This window comes from Pseudomonas sp. B1(2018), assembly GCF_003097365.1.
Classification (GTDB): domain Bacteria; phylum Pseudomonadota; class Gammaproteobacteria; order Pseudomonadales; family Pseudomonadaceae; genus Aquipseudomonas; species Aquipseudomonas laurylsulfatiphila.
The window spans coordinates 170,647-193,250 of the sequence record NZ_PYUK01000012.1 but is presented as its reverse complement, the minus strand read 5'-3'; the positions used below and the strand labels follow the sequence as shown (position 1 = coordinate 193,250).

The window sequence follows — 22,604 nt, the reverse complement described above, 5'->3', positions numbered from 1 at the left end:
GAAATGTTTATGAGTCTGCCGCTTTTTCCGTTGAACACAGTGCTGTTCCCAGGTTGCATCCTCGACTTGCAAATCTTCGAAGCGCGCTATCTGGACATGATCGGCCGCTGCATGAAGCAGGGTGGCGGGTTCGGCGTGGTGTGCATCCTCGATGGTGAGGAAGTCGGAATCGCCCCGGCCGGCTACGCGTTGGTGGGCTGTGAGGCGCTGATCACCGATTTCAAACAGCAGGACAACGGCCTGCTGGGGATTCGGGTCCAGGGTGGTCGGCGCTTTCACGTTTTGCGTACCGAAGTGCAGCGGGATCAGTTGACCGTCGCCGAGGTCGAGTGGCTGGAAGACGAGCCGGAGCAACCGCTGCAGGATGAGGATGCCGACCTGGTGGCGTTGCTCAAGGCCCTGGCGGAGCACCCGATGGTCGAAGCCTTGAACATGGGCACGGAAGCGACCGGGCAACAGTCACTGGCCAATCAGTTGGCGTACCTGTTGCCTTTCGCCGAACTGGACAAGATTGACCTGTTGCAACTTGATGATCCGCAACAACGATTGGATGCGATTCAGGCATTGTTGGATGAGTTGCAGGGTGAGTTGTTTGCCTGATTAATCATGGAAAGTCGGCGGTTGTTCGGTTGAGTGCTGTTATTTGGTTTGTTCTTGAATTTTTTGGTCGGTTGCTTTTGCGGTGGTCGGTTTGTTTTGTGGGTCTTTGTATTGACTTATAATAAGTTATGGATGGGTTTTGTGTTGATTGATAAAGTTGAGGTGGTTATATTTGCTTCGCCTGCATGAGGCAGGTATTGCATATATAAGGGAATATTTGATGAAAGATTTAACTGACGATGAGCGTGCGTTGTGGGGTTTTTGCTTTACTCGGTCCATGTTGCGGTATATTAACGGAAGTACACCGGGTGGCGAAGTTGAGTTTGCGGCGGATTCGGCGGTGAGTGTGGCGACTGCGCTGATCCTGGCGCGACGTTCGCCTTCGAATGTTGCACGCGATAGTTTTGAGCAGCGGCTCTGGGATGATTATGCCGGGGAGGCAATGGTCAAGTTTACTGAGATTCGTTGGAAACTTGAAAACAATATTGCCCTTGCTGGCAAAATTGCAAAGCAAATCGAAGTGGGTTTAATGACGTATCGTGCTGTTGATGGCGAGAACTTGCCAAGTTTCCCGATCGGCGGCTAAGACTCAATGTAATCTGTCAGGTTGGGCTGTTACTTGATGTCGGTGCGCTTCCTGATATCACTGCTGTGATAGGGTTGTCCGCCCAGAAGTTGTTTGCCTGGCATTATTGAAAAGATCGCAGCCTTTGGTCGCTTCTACAGAGTGAATGCTCATACAGGTGCGACTGAGGGCTGGGATCTTTTGCTTTATCTAGTACGCATATCGCAACATCGTATGCGGCAAATGCCGCAACACGAAGAACCCGAACAATGCTACCAAGGCTGGGAGCACCAGCCACCAGACCTTGGGCGGCAAGGCGTTGAGCGGTTCCTTGCGCTGGATCAGCCACAGGCTGGCCGCACAGACACACGCCGCCAGCATTGCGCCAGCCAATACATCTGTCGGCCAATGCGCACCGAGGTATACCCGCGACAGCGCAATAGCCGTCGCTGGCAGGCATCCCACCAATAACCAGGTCAGGCGCATCCGGGGCGGTTGCCCGCGGCCGGCCAGAACGGCGAGGGTGAGGAACAGCGCGAAAGACCCTGACGCGTGGCCGCTGGGCATGCTGTAGCTGGTGAGCGGGTCGCTCAACACTTCGGGGCGCAAGCGGGCGAAAAAGTACTTGGTCGCGGTATTGGCCAGTGCCGTGAAGAGCAGTGTGCTGCCCGCGAAAATCGCGTGCCGCCATTGACGCGTCAGCAACAGCAAACCGGTCAGCAGCGCACTGAACAACAACATGTTGCGGAATTCGCCGATCAGCGTGAAGACCACCGCCACTTCATCCAGCAACGGTTTACGATGCTCCTGCACCAGCGTCATCACGCCTTGATCGAGTGCGGACAGGTGCGAATATCCGATAAACAACCCCGCCAGAATCAAAAGACTCATCCCGGTAATGAACAGCGTCGCGCGACGATGCCGGCGCAGGCTGCTGGTCGCGCTCAAGCCGATCATCAGAGCAATGCTGCCGACAACAACCCCGGCCTGGAACCAGAAGCCTTCGGGCAATGGCAAGCGGATTGCTGCGCCCGTGGCCCAGCCGGGCATCAGATAAGCCACCGACCACCCCGCACCGGCCAACAGGCTGACGGCGATGAAGCGTGGGAAGGGCATGTCACACATGCCAGCAACCATGGGTAACATCGGCCGTAATGGCCCGATAAAACGCCCGACCAGCAGGCTGGCGATGCCATAGCGCTGGAAATAGGCCTCTGCCCCGGCAATCCACTCCGGGTGATGGCGCAAACCGGGCAGGCGCCGGATATTCTGATGAAAGTGCCGTCCAAGGAAGTACGAAACGACATCGCCTAACACGCCGGCGAGAAAGCCCAGCAGCAAGGTTTCACTCAGTGGCAACGCTCCGCTGCCGGCCAGTACGGCGACGGTGAACAGTAAAACCGTGCCGGGGACGATCAGGCCGGCAATTGCCAGGCATTCCACAAAGGCCACCAGAAATATTGCTGCCGCCAGCCATTGCGGGTTGACCGTCAACCAACCGGTCACGCTATCGAGCCATTGGCCCATATAAACCACTCCATTGAATTCAATTGGCCCTTGGTGGGCAAACGCAAATTTTCGTAACGGCGCCGAACCCTGTGGGAGCGGGCTTGCCCGCGAATAGGCCCATTCAGTCGATATTGATGTCGCCTGACACTCCGCCTTCGCGGGCAAGCCCGCTCCCACAGAAACTCACTTTTACTTCAAGTTCGGGTAAGTCAGGACAGCACAAAATAATCGCGACCTTCGACTTGCCCCCGACGCAGCGGGTTGCGCGTGCAGTAAGCCGCGTAGGCTCCGTCGACGAAACGGTACATCAGGTGTTCATCGCGTCCGTGGGGGATGCCCAAACGCGTGGTCTGGATGATATGGGCGGGCGTCTGGCCGACGTGCTCTACCAGCAGCACTTCATGGTCGAAGCGTTTGGCGTCCCACACCGGCACTTTCAGGCCCAGCGCCTTGCAGAGCAAGGTTTGCCCGGCGCAGAGCTTTTGCGATGGGCGAGGGTGGCCCTGGGCATCGGGATTGTTCAACAGCATCTGTGCCAGGCTGGCCGGCCCGCTCAGTTCATCGACCCACGGATAGGCGGACTTGATCAGCACGGCGTTGCCGGGCCCTTGGGCGCTGAAATTGAGAGAATCGCCACCCCGGGCGTAATACATATAGATGTGGCCGCCATCCAGAAACAAAGCCTTACGCTTTTCTGTGTAGCCGAGGGACGCGTGGCTGCCTTTTTCCGCGCAGTAATAGGCTTCGGTCTCGATGATCCGGGCGCTGAGCCACAGGTCGCCCACTCGATGGCGAATGACTTTGCCCAGTAAGTCCCGGGCCAGAATTTGTGCGTCACGGTCGAAAAACGCGTCCGGGAGGCCCGCGGGCAGGCTCATGGCGGACGCTCGAACAGTCAGATTGGACATGATGGCCGGCATTTGTCAGGGCTGAATGAGTCGTGATGATAACAATTTGCAGCTTAATCCCGGCTGAACGTCGGCAAATACCCCTCCATTTCGACCATCCGCCCGTCACCGCTGTTAGTCCCGGGACGCGACAGCTATAATCTGCCGCTTTACTCTTTACCAAGACCTTATCAAAGACCACGCCAGACCATGACTGAGTCCGTTCTTGACTACATGACCCGCTTGGGTCGCGCTGCCCGCGAAGCTTCCCGCGTGATCGGCCGTGCCAGCACCGCGCAGAAAAACCGCGCCCTGCAGGCCGCCGCCAATGCGCTGGACGCTGCCCGCGCCGAGCTGACGGCGGCCAATGAGCTGGATCTGGCCGCCGGTCGCGCCAATGGTCTGGAGGCGGCCCTCCTTGAACGTCTGGCACTGACCCCGGCGCGTATCGACGGCATGATCGTCGGCCTGCGCCAGGTGGCGGCCCTGCCGGACCCGGTCGGCGCGATCCGCGACATGAGTTTCCGTCCGTCCGGTATTCAGGTCGGCAAGATGCGCGTGCCACTGGGCGTGATCGGAATCATCTACGAGTCGCGGCCGAACGTGACCATCGATGCCGCCAGCCTGTGCCTGAAGTCCGGCAACGCGACCATCCTGCGTGGCGGTTCCGAGGCCATTCATTCCAATCGTGCCATCGCCGCCTGCATCCAACGCGGCCTGGCCGAGGCCGATCTGCCCGCCGCTGTGGTGCAAGTGGTCGAAACCACGGATCGTGCTGCCGTCGGCGCGCTGATCACCATGCCTGAATACGTCGATGTCATCGTGCCCCGCGGCGGCCGTGGCCTGATCGAACGCGTCAGCCGTGACGCCCGCGTACCAGTGATCAAGCACCTGGACGGCATCTGCCACGTTTACGTGAGTGAACACGCCGACCTGGCCAAGGCCCAGCGCATCGCGTTTAACGCCAAGACTTACCGTTATGGCATCTGCGGTGCCATGGAAACGCTGCTGGTGGATCAAACCGTCGCCAAGGATTTCCTGCCGGCGATGGCCGCCCAGTTCCGCGAAAAAGGCGTCGAGCTGCGCGGTTGCGAGCGCACCCGGGCGATCATCGATGCCGTGCCGGCCACCGAGGAAGACTGGAGTACCGAGTACCTGGCGCCGATTCTGTCGATTCGCGTGGTCGACGGCCTGGAGCAGGCCATCGAGCACATCAACCGTTACGGCTCTCACCATACCGATTCGATTGTCAGCGAACACCAGGGCGACACCCGGCGTTTCGTGGCTGAAGTCGACTCGTCGTCGGTGATGATCAACACCCCCACATGCTTCGCCGATGGCTTCGAATACGGATTGGGTGCCGAGATCGGCATTTCTACTGATAAGCTGCACGCCCGTGGCCCGGTGGGCCTCGAAGGGCTGACCTGCGAGAAGTACATCGTGGTTGGCGACGGGCAGCTGCGCGGACAGGAGTCGGTCTGACTTGGGCGACTTCGACCCGTCAGCCCCGGTCACCGTCAGCGAGCCAGTGCCTCGCCGCATTGGCGTGCTGGGCGGAACGTTCGACCCGGTGCACATCGGCCATTTGCGCGGTGCACTGGAAGTCGCCGAAACCCTGGCACTCGATGAGCTGCGCCTGACACCCAGTGCCAGGCCGCCCCATCGGGACAAGCCGCAGGTGTCGGCAAAAGACCGTCTGGCGATGGTCGAGTGCGCGGTGGCCGGTGTGGCGCCGTTGGTGGTGGACGCCCGCGAATTGCAGCGGGACAAACCGTCCTACACCATTGATACCCTGGAACTGATGCGCGCCGAACTGGCCGTATCCGACCAGGTTTTTCTGCTTTTGGGCTGGGACGCTTTTTGCGGCCTGCCCACTTGGCACCGCTGGGAAGAGTTGCTCCAGCATTGCCATATCCTGGTGTTGCAACGCCCGGATGCCGACAGCGAACCGCCGGATGCCTTGCGCAACCTGCTGGCAGCGCGCTCGGTGAGCGACCCGCTGGCCCTCAAAGGGCCGAGCGGACAGATTGCATTCGTCTGGCAGACACCGCTCGCGGTATCCGCCACCCAGATCCGTCAACTGCTGGCCAGCGGTAAGTCGGTACGTTACCTGGTGCCCGACGCGGTCCTGGCCTACATCGATGCGCACGGGCTCTACCGTGCGTCGAACTGAATAGGAGTGCCTCAAGGCACGTGGCAACAACGTGTATTGAAGCGCCCGAACAAACGAGCAAAACGAGTTTTATATGACGAGCAACAACGAAAGCAAAGTAAAACGCAAAGGCACATTCAAGAGCGCCCCGCTGCCGGAAAAGGTCCTCGCCGCCGAGCCGCCTAAAGGCGACGAGCTGGTCAAGATCGCCGTAGCCGCCCTGGAAGACGTCAAGGCCCAGGACGTGCTGGTGATTGATGTTCGCGACAAGCAGAGCATCACTGACTACATGATCATCGCCACCGGTACCTCCAACCGCCAGATCGGCGCGATGCTGGACAAGGTTCGCGAGGCCGTCAAAGCCCTGGGCATCAAGCCGCTGGGTGAAGAAGGCAAGGGCGACAGCGACTGGGTGCTGCTGGACATGGACGACGTGATCGTTCACATGATGACCTCCAACGCCCGTCAGTTCTACGACCTGGAACGCCTGTGGAAAGGTGCCGAGCAGAGCCGTGCGGCCGATGGCAAGCACCACAGCCCTGAAGTTGGTCACGAGCACTTCAACAAGCTCAATAAAGACCAGGAATAAGGGACCGCTGTGCGACTGCGACTGATCGCCGTCGGTTCACGCATGCCCAAGTGGGTGGAAGAAGGCTGGCATGAATATGCCAAGCGTCTTCCATCCGAGCTGGCGCTGGAACTGGTGGAAATACCGCTCAATACCCGTGGCAAGAACGCCGACGTGGCCCGTTTCATCCGTCAGGAAGGCGAAGCCATGCTGGCCAAGGTCGGGCCGAACGAGCGCGTTGTCACCCTCGAAGTCCATGGCAAACCCTGGAGCACCGAGCAGCTGGCGGTCGAACTCGATCGTTGGCGGCTGGATTCGCGCACCGTCAACTTCATGGTTGGCGGCCCCGAAGGGCTGGCGCCGGAAGTCTGTGCCCGGGCGGACCAGCGCTGGTCGTTGTCGCCGCTGACCTTGCCGCACCCGCTGGTGCGGATTCTGATCGGCGAACAGTTGTACCGTGCCTGGACCGTGCTGTCCGGTCACCCTTACCACAAGTAGTTCTGCGCTCCCATGACCCAGCCGATCCGCATCAAGGACCACGAAAAAGACGCCCGTCTGGTGCGTGGCCGCGTCGTGTTCGGGGCCATTGCAGTGGTGGCGCTGATCGGCGTGCTGATTGCGCGCCTGTATTTCCTGCAGGTGATCCAGTACGAGTATCACTCGACCCTGTCGGAAAACAACCGCGTCCATGTGCAGCCGATTCCGCCGACCCGTGGCTTGATTTTCGACCGCAATGGCGTGGTGATCGCCGATAACCGGCCCAGCTTCAGCCTGAGCATGACCCGCGAGCGATCCGGCGACTGGCAGCAGGTGCTCGACGTGATCGTCGAAGTGCTGGAACTGACGCCCGAGGACCGGGTGGTCTTCGAGAAACGCATGCGCCAGGGACGTCGGCCGTTCGAGCCGGTGCCGATCCTGTTCGAGCTGACTGAAGAGCAGATCGCGCGAATCGCAGTGAACCAGTTCCGCCTGCCCGGGGTAGAAGTGGTCGCGCAATTGGTTCGCCACTATCCCCAGGGCGCGCACTTTGCGCACTCGGTGGGTTACATGGGGCGGATCAACGAGAAAGAGCTCAAGACGCTGGACCCGGTCAGCTACAGCGGCACCCATCAGATCGGCAAAACCGGCATCGAGCGTTTCTACGAGCCGGAACTGCACGGTCAGGTGGGTTACGAGGAAGTCGAGACCAATGCCCGGGGCCGCGTATTGCGGGTGCTCAAGCGTACCGAACCGGTTTCCGGCAAGGACATCGTCCTGAGCCTGGACATCAAATTGCAGGAAGCCGCCGAAGCCGCGCTCGGCGGTCGTCGTGGTGCGGTGGTGGCCCTGAACCCGAAAACCGGCGAGGTGCTGGCAATGGTCAGCCAGCCGAGTTTCGATCCGAACCTGTTCGTCACCGGCATCAGCTCCAAGGCCTATTCCGAGCTGCGCGATTCCATCGACCGGCCGCTGTTCAACCGCGTACTGCGCGGTCTGTACCCGCCGGGCTCGACCATCAAGCCTGCGGTGGCGATTGCCGGCCTGGACTCCGGCGTGGTGACGGCGTCGACCCGTGTGTTCGACCCCGGTTACTACATGTTGCCCAACTACGACCACAAGTACCGTAACTGGAACCGTACGGGCGACGGCTTTGTCGATCTCGACACGGCGATCATGCGTTCCAACGACACCTACTTCTACGACCTGGCCCACAAGCTGGGAATCGATCGGTTGTCGTCGTACCTGAGCAAGTTCGGCATCGGCCAGAAGGTCTCTCTGGACATGTTCGAGGAATCGCCAGGCCTGATGCCGACCCGCGAATGGAAGCGTGCGACCCGCCGCCAGGCGTGGTTCCCGGGGGAAACGCTGATCCTCGGGATCGGCCAGGGCTACATGCAGTCGACCCCGCTGCAATTGGCCCAGGCCACGGCGCTGGTCGCCAACAAAGGCATCTGGAACCGTCCGCACCTGGCCAAGACCATCGAAGGCGAGAAGCCGGTGGATGAGAACCCGATGCCGGACATCATCCTGCGCGATCCTTCCGACTGGACCAAGGTCAACCACGGCATGCAGCAGGTCATGCACGGCGCCCGCGGTACGGCGCGCAAGGCTTCGATCGGTGCGCAATACCGGATTGCCGGCAAGAGTGGTACGGCCCAGGTGGTCGCGATCAAGCAGGGCGAGAAATACGACCGCTCCAAGGTTCAGGAGCGCCATCGAGACCACGCCTTGTTCGTTGGCTTCGCGCCGGCGGACGACCCGCAAATCGTGGTGTCGGTGATGGTCGAGAACGGTGAGTCCGGCTCCGGCGTCGCAGCGCCCGTGGTGCGTCAGGTGATGGACGCCTGGCTGCTGGACCAGGACGGCCGTCTCAAAGCCGAATACGCCAGCCCTACTAGCGCGGAGGCCACGGCCCGTGATGAATAATTTTGATCGCATGCTCTCCAGTGAGGATGTGATGCGTCGTCGCGCGACGCTGCTGCAACGCATGCACATCGATGGCGTGTTGCTGATTTTGCTGCTGACCCTGGCTGCCGGCAGTCTGTTCGTGCTGTATTCGGCCAGTGGCAAGAGTTGGGACCTGCTGGCCAAACAGGCCACTTCGTTCGGCATCGGCCTGGTGTCGATGATCGTCATCGCTCAGTTCGAGCCGCGCTTCATGGCCCGCTGGGTGCCGGTCGGCTATGTGATCGGCGTGCTCTTGCTGGTCGTGGTGGATGTCATGGGGCACAACGCCATGGGCGCCACGCGCTGGATCAATATTCCCGGCGTGATTCGCTTCCAACCTTCGGAGTTCATGAAGATCCTGATGCCGGCAACCATCGCCTGGTATCTGTCCAAGCGCACCTTGCCGCCGCAGCTCAAGCATGTCGGCATCAGTCTGATGCTGATCGGCATCCCGTTCATTCTCATCGTGCGGCAACCGGACCTCGGCACTTCGCTGCTGATCCTGGCCGGCGGCGCTTTCGTGCTGTTCATGGGGGGCTTGCGCTGGCGCTGGATCCTCAGCGTGCTGGCTGCCGCCGTGCCCGTGGCGGTTGCCATGTGGTTCTTCATCATGCACGACTACCAGAAGCAGCGAATCCTGACATTCCTCGACCCGGAGAGCGATCCGCTCGGTACGGGCTGGAACATCATCCAGTCCAAGGCCGCCATCGGCTCCGGCGGTGTGTTCGGCAAGGGTTGGTTGCTGGGTACCCAGTCGCACCTGGACTTCCTGCCGGAAAGCCATACCGACTTCATCATTGCGGTATTGGGTGAAGAGTTCGGCCTGGTAGGGATCTGCGCGCTGCTGCTGATCTACCTGCTATTGATCGGGCGTGGCCTGGTGATTACCGCCCAGGCGCAGACATTATTCGGCAAGCTGCTCGCGGGCAGCCTGACCATGACGTTTTTTGTTTATGTTTTCGTCAACATCGGTATGGTCAGTGGCCTGTTGCCGGTGGTGGGGGTGCCGTTGCCGTTCATTAGCTACGGAGGAACTTCGCTGGTGACGCTGCTGTCAGCGTTTGGGGTTTTGATGTCGATCCATACCCATCGCAAGTGGATCGCGCAGGTTTGAATAAGGTGAAATTTTCAATGCAAGTAATGCGTGGCTGGGCGACTCGATTTGCGCCATGGGTCGGCCTGGTAAGCATCCTTGGCAGCGTGCAGGAAGCGTTGGCCGGCGACTACGAAGGCTCACCCCAGGTGGCCGAATTCGTCGGTGAAATGACCCGTGACTACGGTTTCGCCGGCGAACAATTGATGGGCGTGTTCCGCGAAGCCGAGCGTAAGCAGTCGATTCTGGACGCCATCTCGAAACCCGCCGAACGGGTCAAGCAGTGGAGCGAGTATCGCCCGATGTTCATCACCGACGCGCGCATAGCCCGTGGGGTGGACTTCTGGCGTCAGCACGAAGCGGTGCTGGCCCGTGCCGAGCAGGAATACGGCGTGCCGGCCCAGGTCATTGTCTCGATCATCGGCGTTGAAACCTTTTTCGGCCGAAATACCGGAAATTTCCGGGTGATCGATGCCTTGTCGACGCTGGGTTTCGACTATCCTCCCCGTGCCGAGTTTTTCCGCAAGGAGTTGCGTGAGTTCCTGCTGCTGGCCCGCGAAGAGCAGGTCGATCCGTTGACGCTCAAAGGCTCCTACGCTGGCGCAATGGGCTTGCCGCAATTCATGCCGAGCAGTTTCCGCGCCTACGCGGTGGATTTCGACGGTGATGGGCATATCAACATCTGGACCAACCCGGACGATGCCATTGGCAGTGTCGCCAGTTACTTCAAGCGTCATGGCTGGGTCGCCGGCGAACCGGTGGTGAGCCGCGCCGATGTCCGTGGCGATCAGGTTGACGAAGGTTTGACCGCAGGCATCGAACCGACGAAAACCGTCGGGGAGTTGCGAGCCCTGGGGTGGTCAAGTCATGATGCGCTGCGCGATGATATGCCGGTTACTGCTTTCCGCCTGGAAGGCGACAATGGCCCCGAGTACTGGATGGGCCTGAAGAATTTTTACGCGATCACGCGATATAACCGCAGCGTGATGTACGCCATGGCCGTACATCAACTGTCTGAACAGCTGGTCCAAGCACGGGGCGTCAAGTAATGCGGGCATTGCCTATCAATAAACCCCTGAAGCTGATGGCATTCGCCGCGCTGGCAGTGCTGGTCGCCAGTTGTTCGACCAGCCGCGCACCGGCCCAGAAGTCCACCACCGCCGTACGCGCGACGCCGGGACTGGACATCAACCGAGCCCACAAGGATGGTGCGCCATGGTGGGACGTCGATGTGTCGCGTATCCCGGACGCCACGCCGACCCTGCACACCGGCCCGTACAAGGCCAACCCATACACCGTGCTGGGGAAGACTTACTTCCCGTTGCAGGAATCCAAGACCTACGTGCAGTCGGGTACGGCGTCCTGGTACGGCACCAAGTTCCACGGTCAGAACACCGCCAACGGCGAAGTGTATGACCTGTACGGCATGAGTGCCGCGCACAAGACATTGCCACTGCCGAGTTACGTCCGGGTGACCAACCTGGACAACAACAAGAGCGTGATCCTGCGAGTCAACGACCGCGGTCCGTTCTACTCGGACCGGATCATCGACTTGTCCTATGCTGCCGCGAAGAAACTCGGTTACGCCGAAACCGGCACGGCGCGGGTCAAGGTCGAAGGCATCGATCCACAGGCGTATTGGGCGGCCAAAGGCCGTCCGGCACCATTAATGCTCAACGAACCGAAAGTCGCGCAGAATAGCGCCCCGGTGATCACGGCCTCGGCCGGCACCGTCGAGCAATGGACACCACCGCCGCAGCAACACGCCGCTGCGGTAGTGCCGGTTCAGCTCGATGCAAAAAAAAACGCTTCTGTACCAGCCTCTGGCCAGTATCTGCAGGTGGGCGCGTTCGCCAACCCGGACGCTGCAGAACTCCTGAGATCGAAGCTCAGCGGGATGGTGAGCGCTCCGGTGTTCATCAGCTCGATCGTGCGCAATCAGCAGACCCTGCACCGGGTTCGCCTGGGGCCGATCGGTTCTCCGGGTGAAATTGCCCAGGTGCAGAACAGTGTGCGCCTGGCCAACCTTGGTTCGCCAAGTGTGGTCACGGAGTAAGCAATACGTAGAACTTGATTGACGATTCACCAGCGATTGGGGGGTGAATCAGGTTGTTGGCTCGTTGAAGAACAAAAGCCCGGCAAGGGTTACAGAGTGAGCAACTGAACACGCGATGACTCGTTAGAAAGTCATCTGATTAGTTTTGCCCTTGGGCAGTTTCCATTAGCGATTTCGAGAGACGGATGAACATCACCACCTTTGCCAAACGCCTGTTCCTGTTAGTCCCGCTGCTCCTCTCACCTGCCGCTTTCGCGGCCGAGATGATGCCGTCGCCACCACAATTGGCCGCCAAGGCCTACGTGCTCATGGATGCCAGCAGCGGCAACGTGCTGGTCGAGAACAACGGTGACCAGCGTCTGCCCCCGGCAAGCCTGACCAAGCTGATGACCGCGTACATTGCGACCCTGGAAATCCGTCGTGGCCAGATCGGTGAAAACGACCCGGTGACCGTCAGCGAAAACGCCTGGCGTACCGGTGGTTCGCGGATGTTCATCAAGGTGGGTTCGCAAGTCACTGTCAGCGACCTGCTGCACGGCATCATCATCCAGTCGGGCAACGACGCCAGCGTCGCGCTCTCCGAGCACATCGCCGGCAGCGAAGACGCCTTCGCCGACCTGATGAACAAGACAGTCGCCGATCTGGGCATGACCAATACCCATTTCATGAACCCGACCGGCCTGCCGAACCCTGAGCACTATTCGTCGGCTCACGACATGGCTGTGCTGGCACGCGCGATCATCCACGAAGACCCGGCTCACTACGCGATCTACTCGCAGAAAGAGTTCTTCTGGAATGGCATCAAGCAACCCAACCGTAACCTGCTGCTGTGGCGCGACAAGACTGTCGACGGCCTGAAGACCGGCCACACCGACGAAGCCGGCTACTGCATGGTGTCCTCGGCCGTACGTGATGGCATGCGCCTGATCGCCGTGGTGTTCGGCACCAACAGCGAAGTGGCCCGTGCCGCCGAAACCCAGAAGCTGCTGACCTACGGTTTCCGTTTCTTCGAAACCCAGACCTTCTACCAGAAGGGTACCGAGCTGGCTCAGGCTCCGGTCTGGAAAGGCGCCACCAACCAGGTCAAGGCCGGTCTGGCTGAAGACCTGACCATGACCCTGCCAAAAGGCCAGCTGAAAAAGCTCGCTGCCAGCATGACCATGAACCCGCAACTGGTTGCGCCAATCGCCAAGGGCGACGTGATCGGTAAAGTCGAAGTCAAACTGGAAGACAAGGTGGTGCACAGCGCCGACCTGATCGCTCTGGATGGCGTCGAAGAGGGTGGTATCTTCCGTCGCATGTGGGATAGCATCCGTCTATTCTTCTACGGCTTGTTCAACTGATAGTGTGCTCCTGCAAGGCTCCGTGCTGATCCGGCGCGGGGCCTTGCCGTCGCCACGGCTTACGCTTACGAGGCCGTTACGCCATGACCGATACCGAAGTAAAGGCGCCAAAGATCGAATTCCCTGCCACTGATTATCCTGTCAAGGTGATCAGCGACACCGGCGTGGGCAATAAGGACAAGATCATCGACATCGTCCGCAAGCACGCCAAGATCAACGATGAGCGTGTTGACGAGCGCCAGAGCAGCAACGGCAAATACACCACCATTCAGTTGCACATCGTCGCGACCGACCAGGACCAGCTGTACAACATCAACAGCGAACTGCGGGCCACCGGTTTCGTGCACATGGTGCTGTGATGTCCGGCACGCTGGGCTTTCGCGAGCTCGGCCAGATGGCTTACGAGCCGGTCTGGCATGCCATGCAACGCTTTACCAACGAACGCGGCACCGATGTCGCCGACGAGGTCTGGCTGGTGGAACACCCGGCGGTGTTCACCCAGGGCCAGGCAGGCAAGGCCGAACACCTGCTGCTTCCCGGCGACATTCCGGTGGTGCAGGTCGACCGTGGAGGGCAGGTGACCTACCACGGCCCCGGCCAGTTGGTGGCTTATCTGCTGCTGGACGTACGCAGGCTCGGGTTTGGCGTGCGCGATCTGGTCAGCCGGATGGAGCAATGCCTGATCGAGCTGCTGGCCAGTTACGGTGTCACCGCCGCGGCCAAGCCCGATGCACCGGGTGTCTACGTCGACGGGGCGAAAATCGCCTCCCTGGGTCTGCGGATCCGCCATGGCTGTTCCTTTCATGGCCTGGCCTTGAACGTGGACATGAACCTGGAACCGTTTCGACGGATTAATCCCTGCGGCTACGCCGGGCTGGCGATGACCCAGCTGAGCGATCACGCAGGATCGATTGAATTTGCCGAGGTAAGTGCCCGGCTGCGCGCGCAGCTCGTCAAACACCTCGACTATGCTGAGCAGACGACCCTCACGGGCGGAATCGACTGATATGACTACTGATGCAGTGCAAACCATGATCCCGACGCTCGATGTCACCGAGCGCCCGGCCCCGCGTCCCAAGGTTGAAGCCGGCGTCAAGCTGCGCGGCGCCGAAAAGGTTGCACGCATCCCGGTGAAGATCATTCCGACCACCGAACTGCCGAAGAAGCCGGACTGGATTCGTGTGCGCATCCCGGTTTCGCCGGAAGTCGACCGCATCAAGGCCCTGCTGCGCAAGCACAAGCTGCACAGCGTGTGCGAAGAAGCGTCCTGCCCGAACCTGGGCGAGTGCTTCTCGGGCGGCACCGCGACCTTCATGATCATGGGTGACATCTGCACCCGTCGTTGCCCGTTCTGCGACGTCGGCCACGGCCGTCCGAAGCCACTGGACGTCAATGAACCGGAAAGCCTGGCCATCGCCATTGCCGACCTGCGCCTGAAGTACGTGGTGATCACCTCGGTGGACCGCGACGACCTGCGCGACGGTGGCGCCCAGCACTTTGCCGACTGCATCCGCGAAATCCGCAAGCTGTCGCCGAACGTGCAGCTCGAAACACTGGTTCCGGACTACCGTGGCCGCATGGACATCGCCCTGGAAATCACTGCCGCCGAGCCGCCGGATGTGTTCAACCACAACCTGGAAACCGTGCCGCGCCTGTACAAGGCTGCGCGTCCGGGTTCGGACTACCAGTGGTCGCTGACCCTGCTGCAACGCTTCAAGCAGATGATGCCGCACATTCCGACCAAATCCGGCTTGATGCTGGGCCTGGGTGAGACCGACGAAGAAGTCATCGAAGTCATGAAGCGCATGCGCGAGCACGACATCGACATGCTGACCCTGGGCCAGTACCTGCAACCGTCCCGCAGCCACTTGCCGGTGCAACGCTTCGTGCACCCGGACACCTTCGCCTGGTTCGCCGAGGAAGGTTACAAGATGGGCTTCAAGAACGTTGCCTCGGGTCCGTTGGTGCGCTCCTCGTATCACGCCGACGAGCAGGCCAAGCTGGTCAAGGCCGAGCTGATGTCGTCCTGATCTGCGCACGGAAATGAAAAACGCCCGCACGGTATTCAGCCTTGCGGGCGTTTTTTTGCCTGGCCTACGGCGCTGGCCGCTTTTTCCTGCAACCTGCGGGGCGACTGACCCTCTTCAGTTTGTCCCCGTTCCTGACTACTGTGTGCTGAAGTTCTCACCCAGGGAGATTCACGGATGACCGCTCGACCGACCCACACCCTTTGCCCTCATGCTCCCGTCCCGGCACTGCCGTCGGAAGGCAGGATCGGCGTTATCGCACCCGCCGGTCCCGCGACGCTGGACACCGACAAGGCGGTGCAATGGATGTGTGCCCGAGGTTTCTCACTGAAAGTGTTTCCCGGGGTCTACGAGAAAGATGGCTACCTGGCCGGCAGCGACGACGTGCGGCTCAATGACCTGCACGCTGCGTTCGCGGATCGTGAGGTCGATGCCATCATCTGTCTGCGCGGAGGTTACGGCACGCCCCGGCTGCTTGATCGCATCGATTTCCAATTGCTGCGCGACAACGCCAAGCCATTCATCGGCTACAGCGACATCACGGCCCTGCATTTGGCGATCAGTCGTTATGCCGGCTTCGTGACATTTCATGGTCCATTGCTCAACGCCGACCTGCTGGGTGGCAAGCAAATACCAACGGAGTCTTCCTTTTTCAACATGCTCCGCGGGCAGGTGAGGGCGGGCTCGGTGCTGGCGCATCCGGTGGCCTACCCGCTGACCACGATCGAGCCGGGCGTCGCTCAAGGGCGCTTGCTCGGAGGCAATCTGGCCATGATCGCCGCGACCATGGGCACGCCCTACGAGATTGATGCCGAGGGCGTCATTCTGTTGATCGAGGACATCAACGAGCCGTTGTATCGCATCGACCGGTTGCTGACCCATCTGCGGCTGGCGGGCACGTTGCAAAAGCTGCGCGGCGTGTTGGTCGGGGATGTGGCGGGGGTGGAGGTGGCCGCGCTGGACAGGTTGCTCAAACAGACCTTCGCGCCATTGAGGATTCCGGTGTTGTCCGGGTGGCGAAGCGGGCATTGCGACCCGAATCTGACGCTGCCCATGGGGGCGTTGGTCAGGCTGGATGCGGGGAATAAGGAATTGATGTTGGAGCAGGATGTAGTAATCAGGTAAGCCGCGAGCATATCGAAAAGATCGCAGCCCGCGGCACCTGTAGGAGCTGTCGCAGGCTGCGATCTTTTGCTTTTAGCGGTTACGCAACCCTTCCAGCAACTTGTGCGTCGGATACCCATCCGCTGGCCAGCCAAACGACTGCTGGGCACTGCGGATCGCCTTGCGGGTGTTCGCGCCAATGATCCCGTCGGCGGTGCCGGCATCGTAGTTTTGCGCGCTCAGCAGGTTTTGCAGCTCGATCCGCTCGGTGCGGCTCAGCGGCAAGTCATCCTTTGGCCACGTGCCACTGATTAAGCCCCCCCCATTGAAGCGTTCAGACAACAGGCTCACGCCCAGGGCGTAGGACGACGAGTTGTTGTACTTGAGGATCGCCCGGAAGTTATCGAGCACCAGGAACGCCGGGCCACGGTAACCGGCCGGCAGCAGCAGGGCTGCGGACAATTGCTCGGAGCCGGCCGGGACCTGGCCACCGTTGGGCAGGGTAATGCCCAGTTGCCGCCATTCAGCGACGCTCTTGCGAATCGTGCCGTCGGCCAGCAGGTAGTTGAACCCGCTTGGCAGCTGGACTTCAAAGCCCCATGGCTGGCCTCTCTGCCAGCCAGAACTCTGCAGGTAGTGCGCGGTAGACGCCAGGGCATCGGCCGAGCTGCTCCAGATATCGCGACGCCCGTCACCATCGAAGTCCACGGCATGGGTGTTGTAGGTGGTCGGGATGAACTGGGTCTGGCCCATGGCGCCGGCCCAGGATCCCAGCATCTTCTCGGGCTCGATATCGCCTTGTTGCAGGATTTGCAGGGCGGCAATCAATTGCGCGTGGGCGAAACCGGGGCGACGGCCTTCGTAGGCCAGGGTCGCCAGTGAGTTGATCACCGACTTGTTGCCCTGGAACTGGCCAAAGTTGCTTTCCATGCCCCATACGGCCACCAGCGCCTGACGATCAACGCCGTAACGCTGCTCGATGCTTTGCAGGATGTCCGCGTACTGGTTGATCAGCGACTGGCCTTTACGTACCCGCAGCGGCGACAAGGCGCCATCGAGGTATTCCCACACCGGCTTTGCGAATTCCGGTTGGCTGCGGTCGGCACGAATCACACTGGGGTCGAAGCTGACATTGGCGAAAGCGCGATCAAACAGATCGGCGCGAATACCCGCGGCCAGGGCATCCTTGCGGAAACCTGCCTGCCATTCGGCAAAGGTCTGGGTTGGCTGGATGTCGAGGTTCTCACCCGTCGGAACCACAGGCGGAACAACCGCCGGGGCGGTGGCGACAGGAAGCGTCTGAAGCGGCTGAGCGTCGGCTGCGGTCGGTTTTTCCGCACAGGCGACAAGCAAAACAAGGCTGGAGGCAGCGATCAATTGGCGTAGGTGCCAACGACGGGGAAGACAAAAGGGCATGCACGGGTCCAGGGAGTACGAATCAGGTACAGACCTTAACATGTTGAAGGGGTGTTCTGCTTTACGCAGCCAGAAAGTAAGAAGCCTCCCAGTTGTCAGACTGGAAGGCTTCGCGGCGGTAACTACCCTTGCCCTTGGCTGGACGTTCCTGGCGGCTGCGGAACAATGGCTGGGCGATGATGGATTTGGCCTTGTTGGGGCCATGCTTCGATGGCTTTTTGCTCATGATCGGGTCTCACGGGTAGGTGGGTGTTGCGGGGGAAATAATCTGCCGAAGTCGGGGTTATGTCTATAGGGCAGATGGAAGCGGGGTTTGTAGGACGGAAGATCAAAAGATCGCAGCCTGCGGCAGCTCCTACATGAGAATGCGATCCCTTGTAGGAGCTGCCGCAGGCTGCGATCTTTTGATTTATTCGGCGGGCAACGACAATCTCTGACCGGCCATCAACAACGTCAACCGGCTCAAGCTCATCCACGGCGAACCCGCCGCCTGGCCCTTGATCTGCGCGTCGATGCGTTGCGCTTCCAGCAGCAGTTGCGCCCAGCGTTGTGCCGAGTAGCGTTGCAGGGCTTTGCTCATCAACGGTTTACGTTTGTCCCAGACCGGAGGTTTGGCCTGGCTGAAGGCCTTGTCCAGCGGCGTCCCCTGGCTGTATTGCAGGGAAATATTAGCCAGCAGGCGCAGCTCCCGGGCCAGGGCCCAGAGAATCACCGGTGGCTCGACGCCTTCGCCGCGCAAGCCTTCGAGCATGCGCAACGCGTGGGCCGCTTCACCATTGAGCACCGCATCGGTCAGGCCAAAGACGTCGAAGCGCGCACTGTCGGCCACCGCTGCCTGCACGGTTTCAACGGTGATCTGCCCCCCTTCGGCCATCAGTTTGAGCTTTTCGATTTCCTGGGCGGCGGCCAGCAGGTTGCCCTCGACCCGTGCTGCGATCAGCTCAACAGCGTCCTGGCTGGCGGATAGCCCGGCCTGGGACAGGCGTTGGCGGATCCAGCTGGGCAACTGGGCGACATCGACTGGCCAGATCTGTACGAACTGGGTCTGCTGTCCTTCGACCAGCGCTTTGCCCCACTTGGTTTTCTGTGCGCTGCCATCGAGTTTCGGCAAGCTGATCAGCAGCACGGTGTCGTCAGCCGGGCGCGAGCAATACTCGATAAGCGCGGCAGCACCTTTGTCGCCAGGCTTGCCGGAAGGCAGGCGCAGCTCCAGCAGGCGCTTTTCGGCGAACAACGACATGCTGGCACCGGCTTGCAGCAAGGTCCCCCAGTCGAAATTGGCGTCGGCGGCAAACACCTGGCGTTCATCGAATCCCTGCTGACGGGCAGCAGTACGGATGGCGTCGGCCGCTTCCTGACACAGCAGCGGATCATCGCCGCTGATGATGTAGACGGGCGCAAGGGCGCCTTGCAGGTGTTTGGCGAGTTGGGCGGGGGCGAGCTTCATAAGAGAGGGCGAACGGGGCACCTGAGCGCCCCGTAAGTCTTACTGCTGCGGCAGTTCGACAGGCGACTGACGCGGGGTTTCCGCTTCAGCCTTTTTTGCCGCTTCCAGTGCCGCGGCGTCAGCCTTGGCCTTGGCTTCGGCAGTTTGCTGCAATTTGTCCAGTTGGTCCGGGCTCAGTTGTTCCAGACGCAGCATCATGCGTTGAACCAGTTCCCGGCGGCCTTCTGCACGGGCTGTTTGGGCTTCCTGGTCGGACCCCACCAGGTTGCTGCCGTCGTGCATAAAGACTTTCTGCACTTCAAGCTTGTCGCTCAACAATGGCAGATCACCGCGACCACGGATGTCGTAGCTCAGCACGGTGGTGATCTGGTACTCGCCGGTACTGCTGGCGCCTGCGTAGCTGAGGATGCGCTGGCTTTCCTGCTCATTGGTCAGCACCAGTTTGTACGGTGCGCCGGTATAGACTTTGACGCCGCTACCTTCCAGTACCCGACGCAACTGGGTCACGGTTTCGCCATAAGCGTTACGGGCGCTCAGGTCGAGTTCCTTGATCGCCAGTTGGTTGGTGCCGGTGCCGCGCAGCTGGAAACCGCAGGCGCTCAGCAGAACCGCGAGGCCCATCACCAGCAGATTGCGTTTGATCATCTTGTTGCTCCCCTTGAAACCATGTGGGCCGATCAAGCGGCCCGAAAGGTTTTACTCGGCGCCAGGCTCACCTGGCGCCTGATCCAATTAGCTGGCGACGATATTGACCAGTTTCCCGGGCACTACGATCACTTTACGAATGGTCAGACCGTCGACGAAGCGCAGGACGTTCTCGTTGGCACGGGCGGCGGCTTCGACTTCTTCACGGCTGGCACTGGCCGGCATGTCGATGTGACCACGCAGCTTGCCATTGACCTGAATCACCAGTTGCAGGCTGTCCTGTACCAAAGCGCTGTCATCCACTACCGGCCAGCCGGCGTCGATCACAGGATCAGCGTGGCCCAGTCGATGCCACAGCTCGTGGCTGATGTGCGGCGTGATCGGGGCGAGCAGCAGGGTCACGGTTTCCAGGCCTTCCTGAACCAGCGCGCGATCCTGTTCGGTGCCTTGTGCGGCTTTCTCCAGCACGTTCATCAGCGTCATCACCTGGGCGATGGCGGTGTTGAATTTGTGGTTCTGGCCGACGTCCTGGCTGGCCTGCTTGATGGCCAGGTGGATCGAGCGACGAACGGCTTTCTGCTCGTCATTCAGGCTGGCGACGTCCAGTTTGCCCGGCAGGCCCTGAGTGACGTGCGCTTGAGCCAGGCGCCAGACGCGCTTGAGGAATCGGTGCGAGCCCTCTACGCCGGAGTCGGACCATTCCGCGCTCATGTCAGGTGGCGAGGCGAACATCATGAACAGGCGGCAGGTGTCTGCACCGAACTGGTCAATCATCGACTGTGGGTCGACGCCGTTGTTCTTCGACTTGGCCATCTTCTCGGTGCCGCCGATTTCCACCGGCAGTCCGTCCGCTTTCAATTTGGCGCTGATAACCTTGGCCTTGCTGTCGCGCTCGAGCTCGACGTCCGCCGGGTTGAACCAGGTGTAGGCGCCATTGGCTTCGCGGCGATAGTAGGTCTCGGCGATCACCATGCCCTGGGTCAGCAGATTCTTGAACGGCTCGTTGGAGCTCACCAGGCCTTCGTCGCGCATCAGCTTGTGGAAGAAGCGCGCGTACAGCAGGTGAAGAATCGCGTGTTCGATACCGCCGATGTACTGGTCAACCGGCAGCCAGTGGTCGGCCGCCGATTTTTCCACCAGGCCGCCTTCAAAGTGTGGCGAGGCGTAGCGGGCGTAGTACCACGAGGACTCGACGAAGGTGTCCATGGTGTCGGTTTCACGCTTGGCCGGCGCGCCGCATTTAGGGCAGGTGCACTCGTAGAACTCGGGCATGCGCGCCAGTGGCGAACCGGCGCCATCCGGCACCACGTCTTCGGGCAGCACGACCGGCAGTTGATCTTCCGGTACCGGCACGTCACCGCAGGTGGTGCAGTGGATGATCGGGATCGGGCAGCCCCAGTAGCGCTGACGACTGATGCCCCAGTCGCGCAGGCGGAACTGGGTACGCGAGGCGCCCAGTTCTTTCTTGATCAGCGCGACTTCGATGGCGTCGAAGGCGCCCGCGAAGTCGAGGCCGTCGAACTCGCCGGAATTGATCAGGGTGCCGTGCTCGCCGTAGGCATCTTGCCATGGCGCGGGGTTGGTCTCACCGGAACTGGTGCGCACGACCGATTTGACCGGCAGGTTGTATTTGTGGGCGAATTCGAAATCGCGCTCGTCGTGGGCCGGAACCGCCATCACCGCGCCATCGCCGTAATGCATCAGCACATAGTTGGCGACCCAGACCGGCAGCTTTTCGCCGGTCAGCGGGTGTTCGACGAACAGACCGGTCGGCAGGCCTTTTTTCTCCTGGGTGGCGACGTCGGCTTCAGCCACGCTGCCGCCCTTGCATTCAGCGATGAACGCTTGCAGCTCGGGATTGTTCCGGGCGGCCAGGGTGGCCAGGTGGTGCTCGGCGGCCACGGCGACGTAAGTCGCGCCCATTAAAGTGTCCGGACGAGTGGTGAAGACTTTCAGTGCACCGGTTTCGCCGATGGAGTCGACGTTGTACGGGAACTGCACTTCCATGCCGCGAGATTTGCCGATCCAGTTGCGCTGCATGGTCTTGACCTGTTCAGGCCAGCCGGTCAGTTCGTCGAGGCTCTCCAGCAGTTCATCCGCGTAGGCGGTGATCTTGAAGTAGTACATCGGGATTTCGCGCTTCTCGATCAGCGCGCCCGAACGCCAGCCGCGACCGTCGATCACCTGTTCGTTGGCCAGGACGGTCTGGTCGACCGGGTCCCAGTTCACGGTGCCGCTTTTCTTGTAGATCACACCTTTTTCGAACAGGCGAGTGAACAGCCATTGTTCCCAGCGGTAGTAATCGGGCTTGCAGGTGGTCACTTCGCGCGACCAGTCCACCGCCAGGCCCAGGCTGCGCAGCTGGCTTTTCATGTAGGCGATGTTTTCGTAGGTCCATTTGGCGGGCGCTACGTTGTTCTTCATCGCGGCGTTTTCCGCCGGCATGCCGAAGGCGTCCCAACCCATCGGTTGCAGAACGTTCTTGCCCTGCATGCGCTGGTAGCGGGAGATCACGTCGCCGATGGTGTAGTTGCGCACGTGCCCCATGTGTAGCTTGCCGCTGGGGTAAGGGAACATCGACAGGCAGTAGTAAGTCTCCTTGCCTGGCTGTTCACTGACTTCAAAGGACTTTTGCTCGTCCCAGAACGACTGGGCGGCGGCTTCGATTTCACGGGGCTGATATTGTTCGTGCATGGCTACTTTTGAACTGAATAGGGGTGGCCTAATCCTCTTCAATGCAACGCTGGACGTTGAAGCCGCCTCAT

The 22,604-nt window shown here is 60.7% G+C and carries 22 protein-coding genes; 15 read left to right on the top strand and 7 right to left on the bottom strand.

Annotated features, from left to right (window positions below; all coding sequences use genetic code 11):
• The first annotated feature begins 9 nt into the window (after nucleotides 1-9).
• Nucleotides 10-600: an LON peptidase substrate-binding domain-containing protein gene (locus C9422_RS20045; RefSeq protein WP_007998442.1), complete on the top strand. Its 591-nt coding sequence runs from the start codon at nucleotides 10-12 to the stop codon at nucleotides 598-600.
• Between the two features lie 220 nt (nucleotides 601-820).
• Complete coding sequence (locus C9422_RS20040; RefSeq protein WP_116581877.1) at nucleotides 821-1,186, top strand: hypothetical protein; 366 nt, start codon at nucleotides 821-823, stop codon at nucleotides 1,184-1,186.
• Between the two features lie 189 nt (nucleotides 1,187-1,375).
• On the opposite strand, the gene C9422_RS20035 is transcribed toward C9422_RS20040, so the two are convergent.
• Nucleotides 1,376-2,692: a bifunctional DedA family/phosphatase PAP2 family protein gene (locus C9422_RS20035; RefSeq protein WP_007975904.1), complete on the bottom strand. Its 1,317-nt coding sequence runs from the start codon at nucleotides 2,690-2,692 to the stop codon at nucleotides 1,376-1,378.
• Between the two features lie 191 nt (nucleotides 2,693-2,883).
• Nucleotides 2,884-3,594 (bottom strand): DNA-3-methyladenine glycosylase, encoded by a 711-nt coding sequence (locus C9422_RS20025; protein ID WP_177323534.1) that lies wholly within the window; start codon nucleotides 3,592-3,594, stop codon nucleotides 2,884-2,886.
• A 177-nt stretch (nucleotides 3,595-3,771) separates the two neighbouring features.
• Between C9422_RS20025 and C9422_RS20020 the strand changes: the two genes are divergently transcribed.
• From C9422_RS20020 to C9422_RS19960, 13 genes are all read left to right on the top strand, one after another.
• Nucleotides 3,772-5,043, top strand: a complete 1,272-nt coding sequence (locus C9422_RS20020) for a glutamate-5-semialdehyde dehydrogenase (RefSeq protein ID WP_116581876.1) — start codon at nucleotides 3,772-3,774, stop codon at nucleotides 5,041-5,043.
• A gap of 46 nt (nucleotides 5,044-5,089) precedes the next feature.
• Complete coding sequence (nadD, locus tag C9422_RS20015; protein ID WP_165824803.1) at nucleotides 5,090-5,734, top strand: nicotinate-nucleotide adenylyltransferase; 645 nt, start codon at nucleotides 5,090-5,092, stop codon at nucleotides 5,732-5,734.
• Nucleotides 5,735-5,807: 73 nt separating this feature from the next.
• Complete coding sequence (gene rsfS, locus C9422_RS20010; RefSeq protein ID WP_007975896.1) at nucleotides 5,808-6,302, top strand: ribosome silencing factor; 495 nt, start codon at nucleotides 5,808-5,810, stop codon at nucleotides 6,300-6,302.
• 9 nt (nucleotides 6,303-6,311) lie between these two features.
• Nucleotides 6,312-6,779, top strand: coding sequence for a 23S rRNA (pseudouridine(1915)-N(3))-methyltransferase RlmH (rlmH, locus tag C9422_RS20005; protein WP_007937439.1), 468 nt, complete (start codon nucleotides 6,312-6,314; stop codon nucleotides 6,777-6,779).
• Between the two features lie 12 nt (nucleotides 6,780-6,791).
• Nucleotides 6,792-8,687: a penicillin-binding protein 2 gene (gene mrdA / locus C9422_RS20000; protein WP_007975894.1), complete on the top strand. Its 1,896-nt coding sequence runs from the start codon at nucleotides 6,792-6,794 to the stop codon at nucleotides 8,685-8,687.
• 31 nt (nucleotides 8,688-8,718) lie between these two features.
• Nucleotides 8,719-9,822: a rod shape-determining protein RodA gene (rodA, locus tag C9422_RS19995; protein WP_050549215.1), complete on the top strand. Its 1,104-nt coding sequence runs from the start codon at nucleotides 8,719-8,721 to the stop codon at nucleotides 9,820-9,822.
• 17 nt (nucleotides 9,823-9,839) lie between these two features.
• Nucleotides 9,840-10,850: a lytic murein transglycosylase B gene (gene mltB, locus C9422_RS19990; RefSeq protein WP_104451328.1), complete on the top strand. Its 1,011-nt coding sequence runs from the start codon at nucleotides 9,840-9,842 to the stop codon at nucleotides 10,848-10,850.
• Complete coding sequence (locus C9422_RS19985; protein WP_007975887.1) at nucleotides 10,850-11,857, top strand: septal ring lytic transglycosylase RlpA family protein; 1,008 nt, start codon at nucleotides 10,850-10,852, stop codon at nucleotides 11,855-11,857. Before mltB ends, C9422_RS19985 begins: the two co-directional genes overlap by 1 nt.
• A gap of 185 nt (nucleotides 11,858-12,042) precedes the next feature.
• Nucleotides 12,043-13,200: a D-alanyl-D-alanine carboxypeptidase family protein gene (locus C9422_RS19980; RefSeq protein ID WP_007975884.1), complete on the top strand. Its 1,158-nt coding sequence runs from the start codon at nucleotides 12,043-12,045 to the stop codon at nucleotides 13,198-13,200.
• Between the two features lie 83 nt (nucleotides 13,201-13,283).
• Nucleotides 13,284-13,559: a DUF493 domain-containing protein gene (locus C9422_RS19975; RefSeq protein ID WP_056855803.1), complete on the top strand. Its 276-nt coding sequence runs from the start codon at nucleotides 13,284-13,286 to the stop codon at nucleotides 13,557-13,559.
• Nucleotides 13,559-14,206 (top strand): lipoyl(octanoyl) transferase LipB, encoded by a 648-nt coding sequence (gene lipB, locus C9422_RS19970; RefSeq protein WP_007975880.1) that lies wholly within the window; start codon nucleotides 13,559-13,561, stop codon nucleotides 14,204-14,206. The genes C9422_RS19975 and lipB overlap by 1 nt, the downstream gene beginning before the upstream one ends.
• 25 nt (nucleotides 14,207-14,231) lie before the next feature.
• Complete coding sequence (lipA, locus tag C9422_RS19965) at nucleotides 14,232-15,230, top strand: lipoyl synthase (RefSeq protein ID WP_162130289.1); 999 nt, start codon at nucleotides 14,232-14,234, stop codon at nucleotides 15,228-15,230.
• A gap of 174 nt (nucleotides 15,231-15,404) precedes the next feature.
• Nucleotides 15,405-16,352, top strand: coding sequence for an LD-carboxypeptidase (locus C9422_RS19960; RefSeq protein WP_116581874.1), 948 nt, complete (start codon nucleotides 15,405-15,407; stop codon nucleotides 16,350-16,352).
• Between the two features lie 72 nt (nucleotides 16,353-16,424).
• On the opposite strand, the gene C9422_RS19955 is transcribed toward C9422_RS19960, so the two are convergent.
• The 5 genes from C9422_RS19955 to leuS form a co-directional block, all read right to left on the bottom strand.
• On the bottom strand, nucleotides 16,425-17,747 hold the full coding sequence (locus tag C9422_RS19955; protein WP_116581873.1) for a lytic murein transglycosylase: 1,323 nt from the start codon (nucleotides 17,745-17,747) through the stop codon (nucleotides 16,425-16,427).
• A gap of 61 nt (nucleotides 17,748-17,808) precedes the next feature.
• Nucleotides 17,809-17,973: an alternative ribosome rescue factor ArfA gene (arfA, locus tag C9422_RS19950; RefSeq protein ID WP_007975872.1), complete on the bottom strand. Its 165-nt coding sequence runs from the start codon at nucleotides 17,971-17,973 to the stop codon at nucleotides 17,809-17,811.
• 183 nt (nucleotides 17,974-18,156) lie between these two features.
• Nucleotides 18,157-19,194 (bottom strand): DNA polymerase III subunit delta, encoded by a 1,038-nt coding sequence (holA, locus tag C9422_RS19945; protein WP_007975871.1) that lies wholly within the window; start codon nucleotides 19,192-19,194, stop codon nucleotides 18,157-18,159.
• Nucleotides 19,195-19,233: 39 nt separating this feature from the next.
• On the bottom strand, nucleotides 19,234-19,839 hold the full coding sequence (gene lptE / locus C9422_RS19940) for an LPS assembly lipoprotein LptE (RefSeq protein WP_116581889.1): 606 nt from the start codon (nucleotides 19,837-19,839) through the stop codon (nucleotides 19,234-19,236).
• 87 nt (nucleotides 19,840-19,926) lie between these two features.
• Complete coding sequence (gene leuS / locus C9422_RS19935; protein WP_116581872.1) at nucleotides 19,927-22,533, bottom strand: leucine--tRNA ligase; 2,607 nt, start codon at nucleotides 22,531-22,533, stop codon at nucleotides 19,927-19,929.
• Nucleotides 22,534-22,604: the final 71 nt, after the last annotated feature.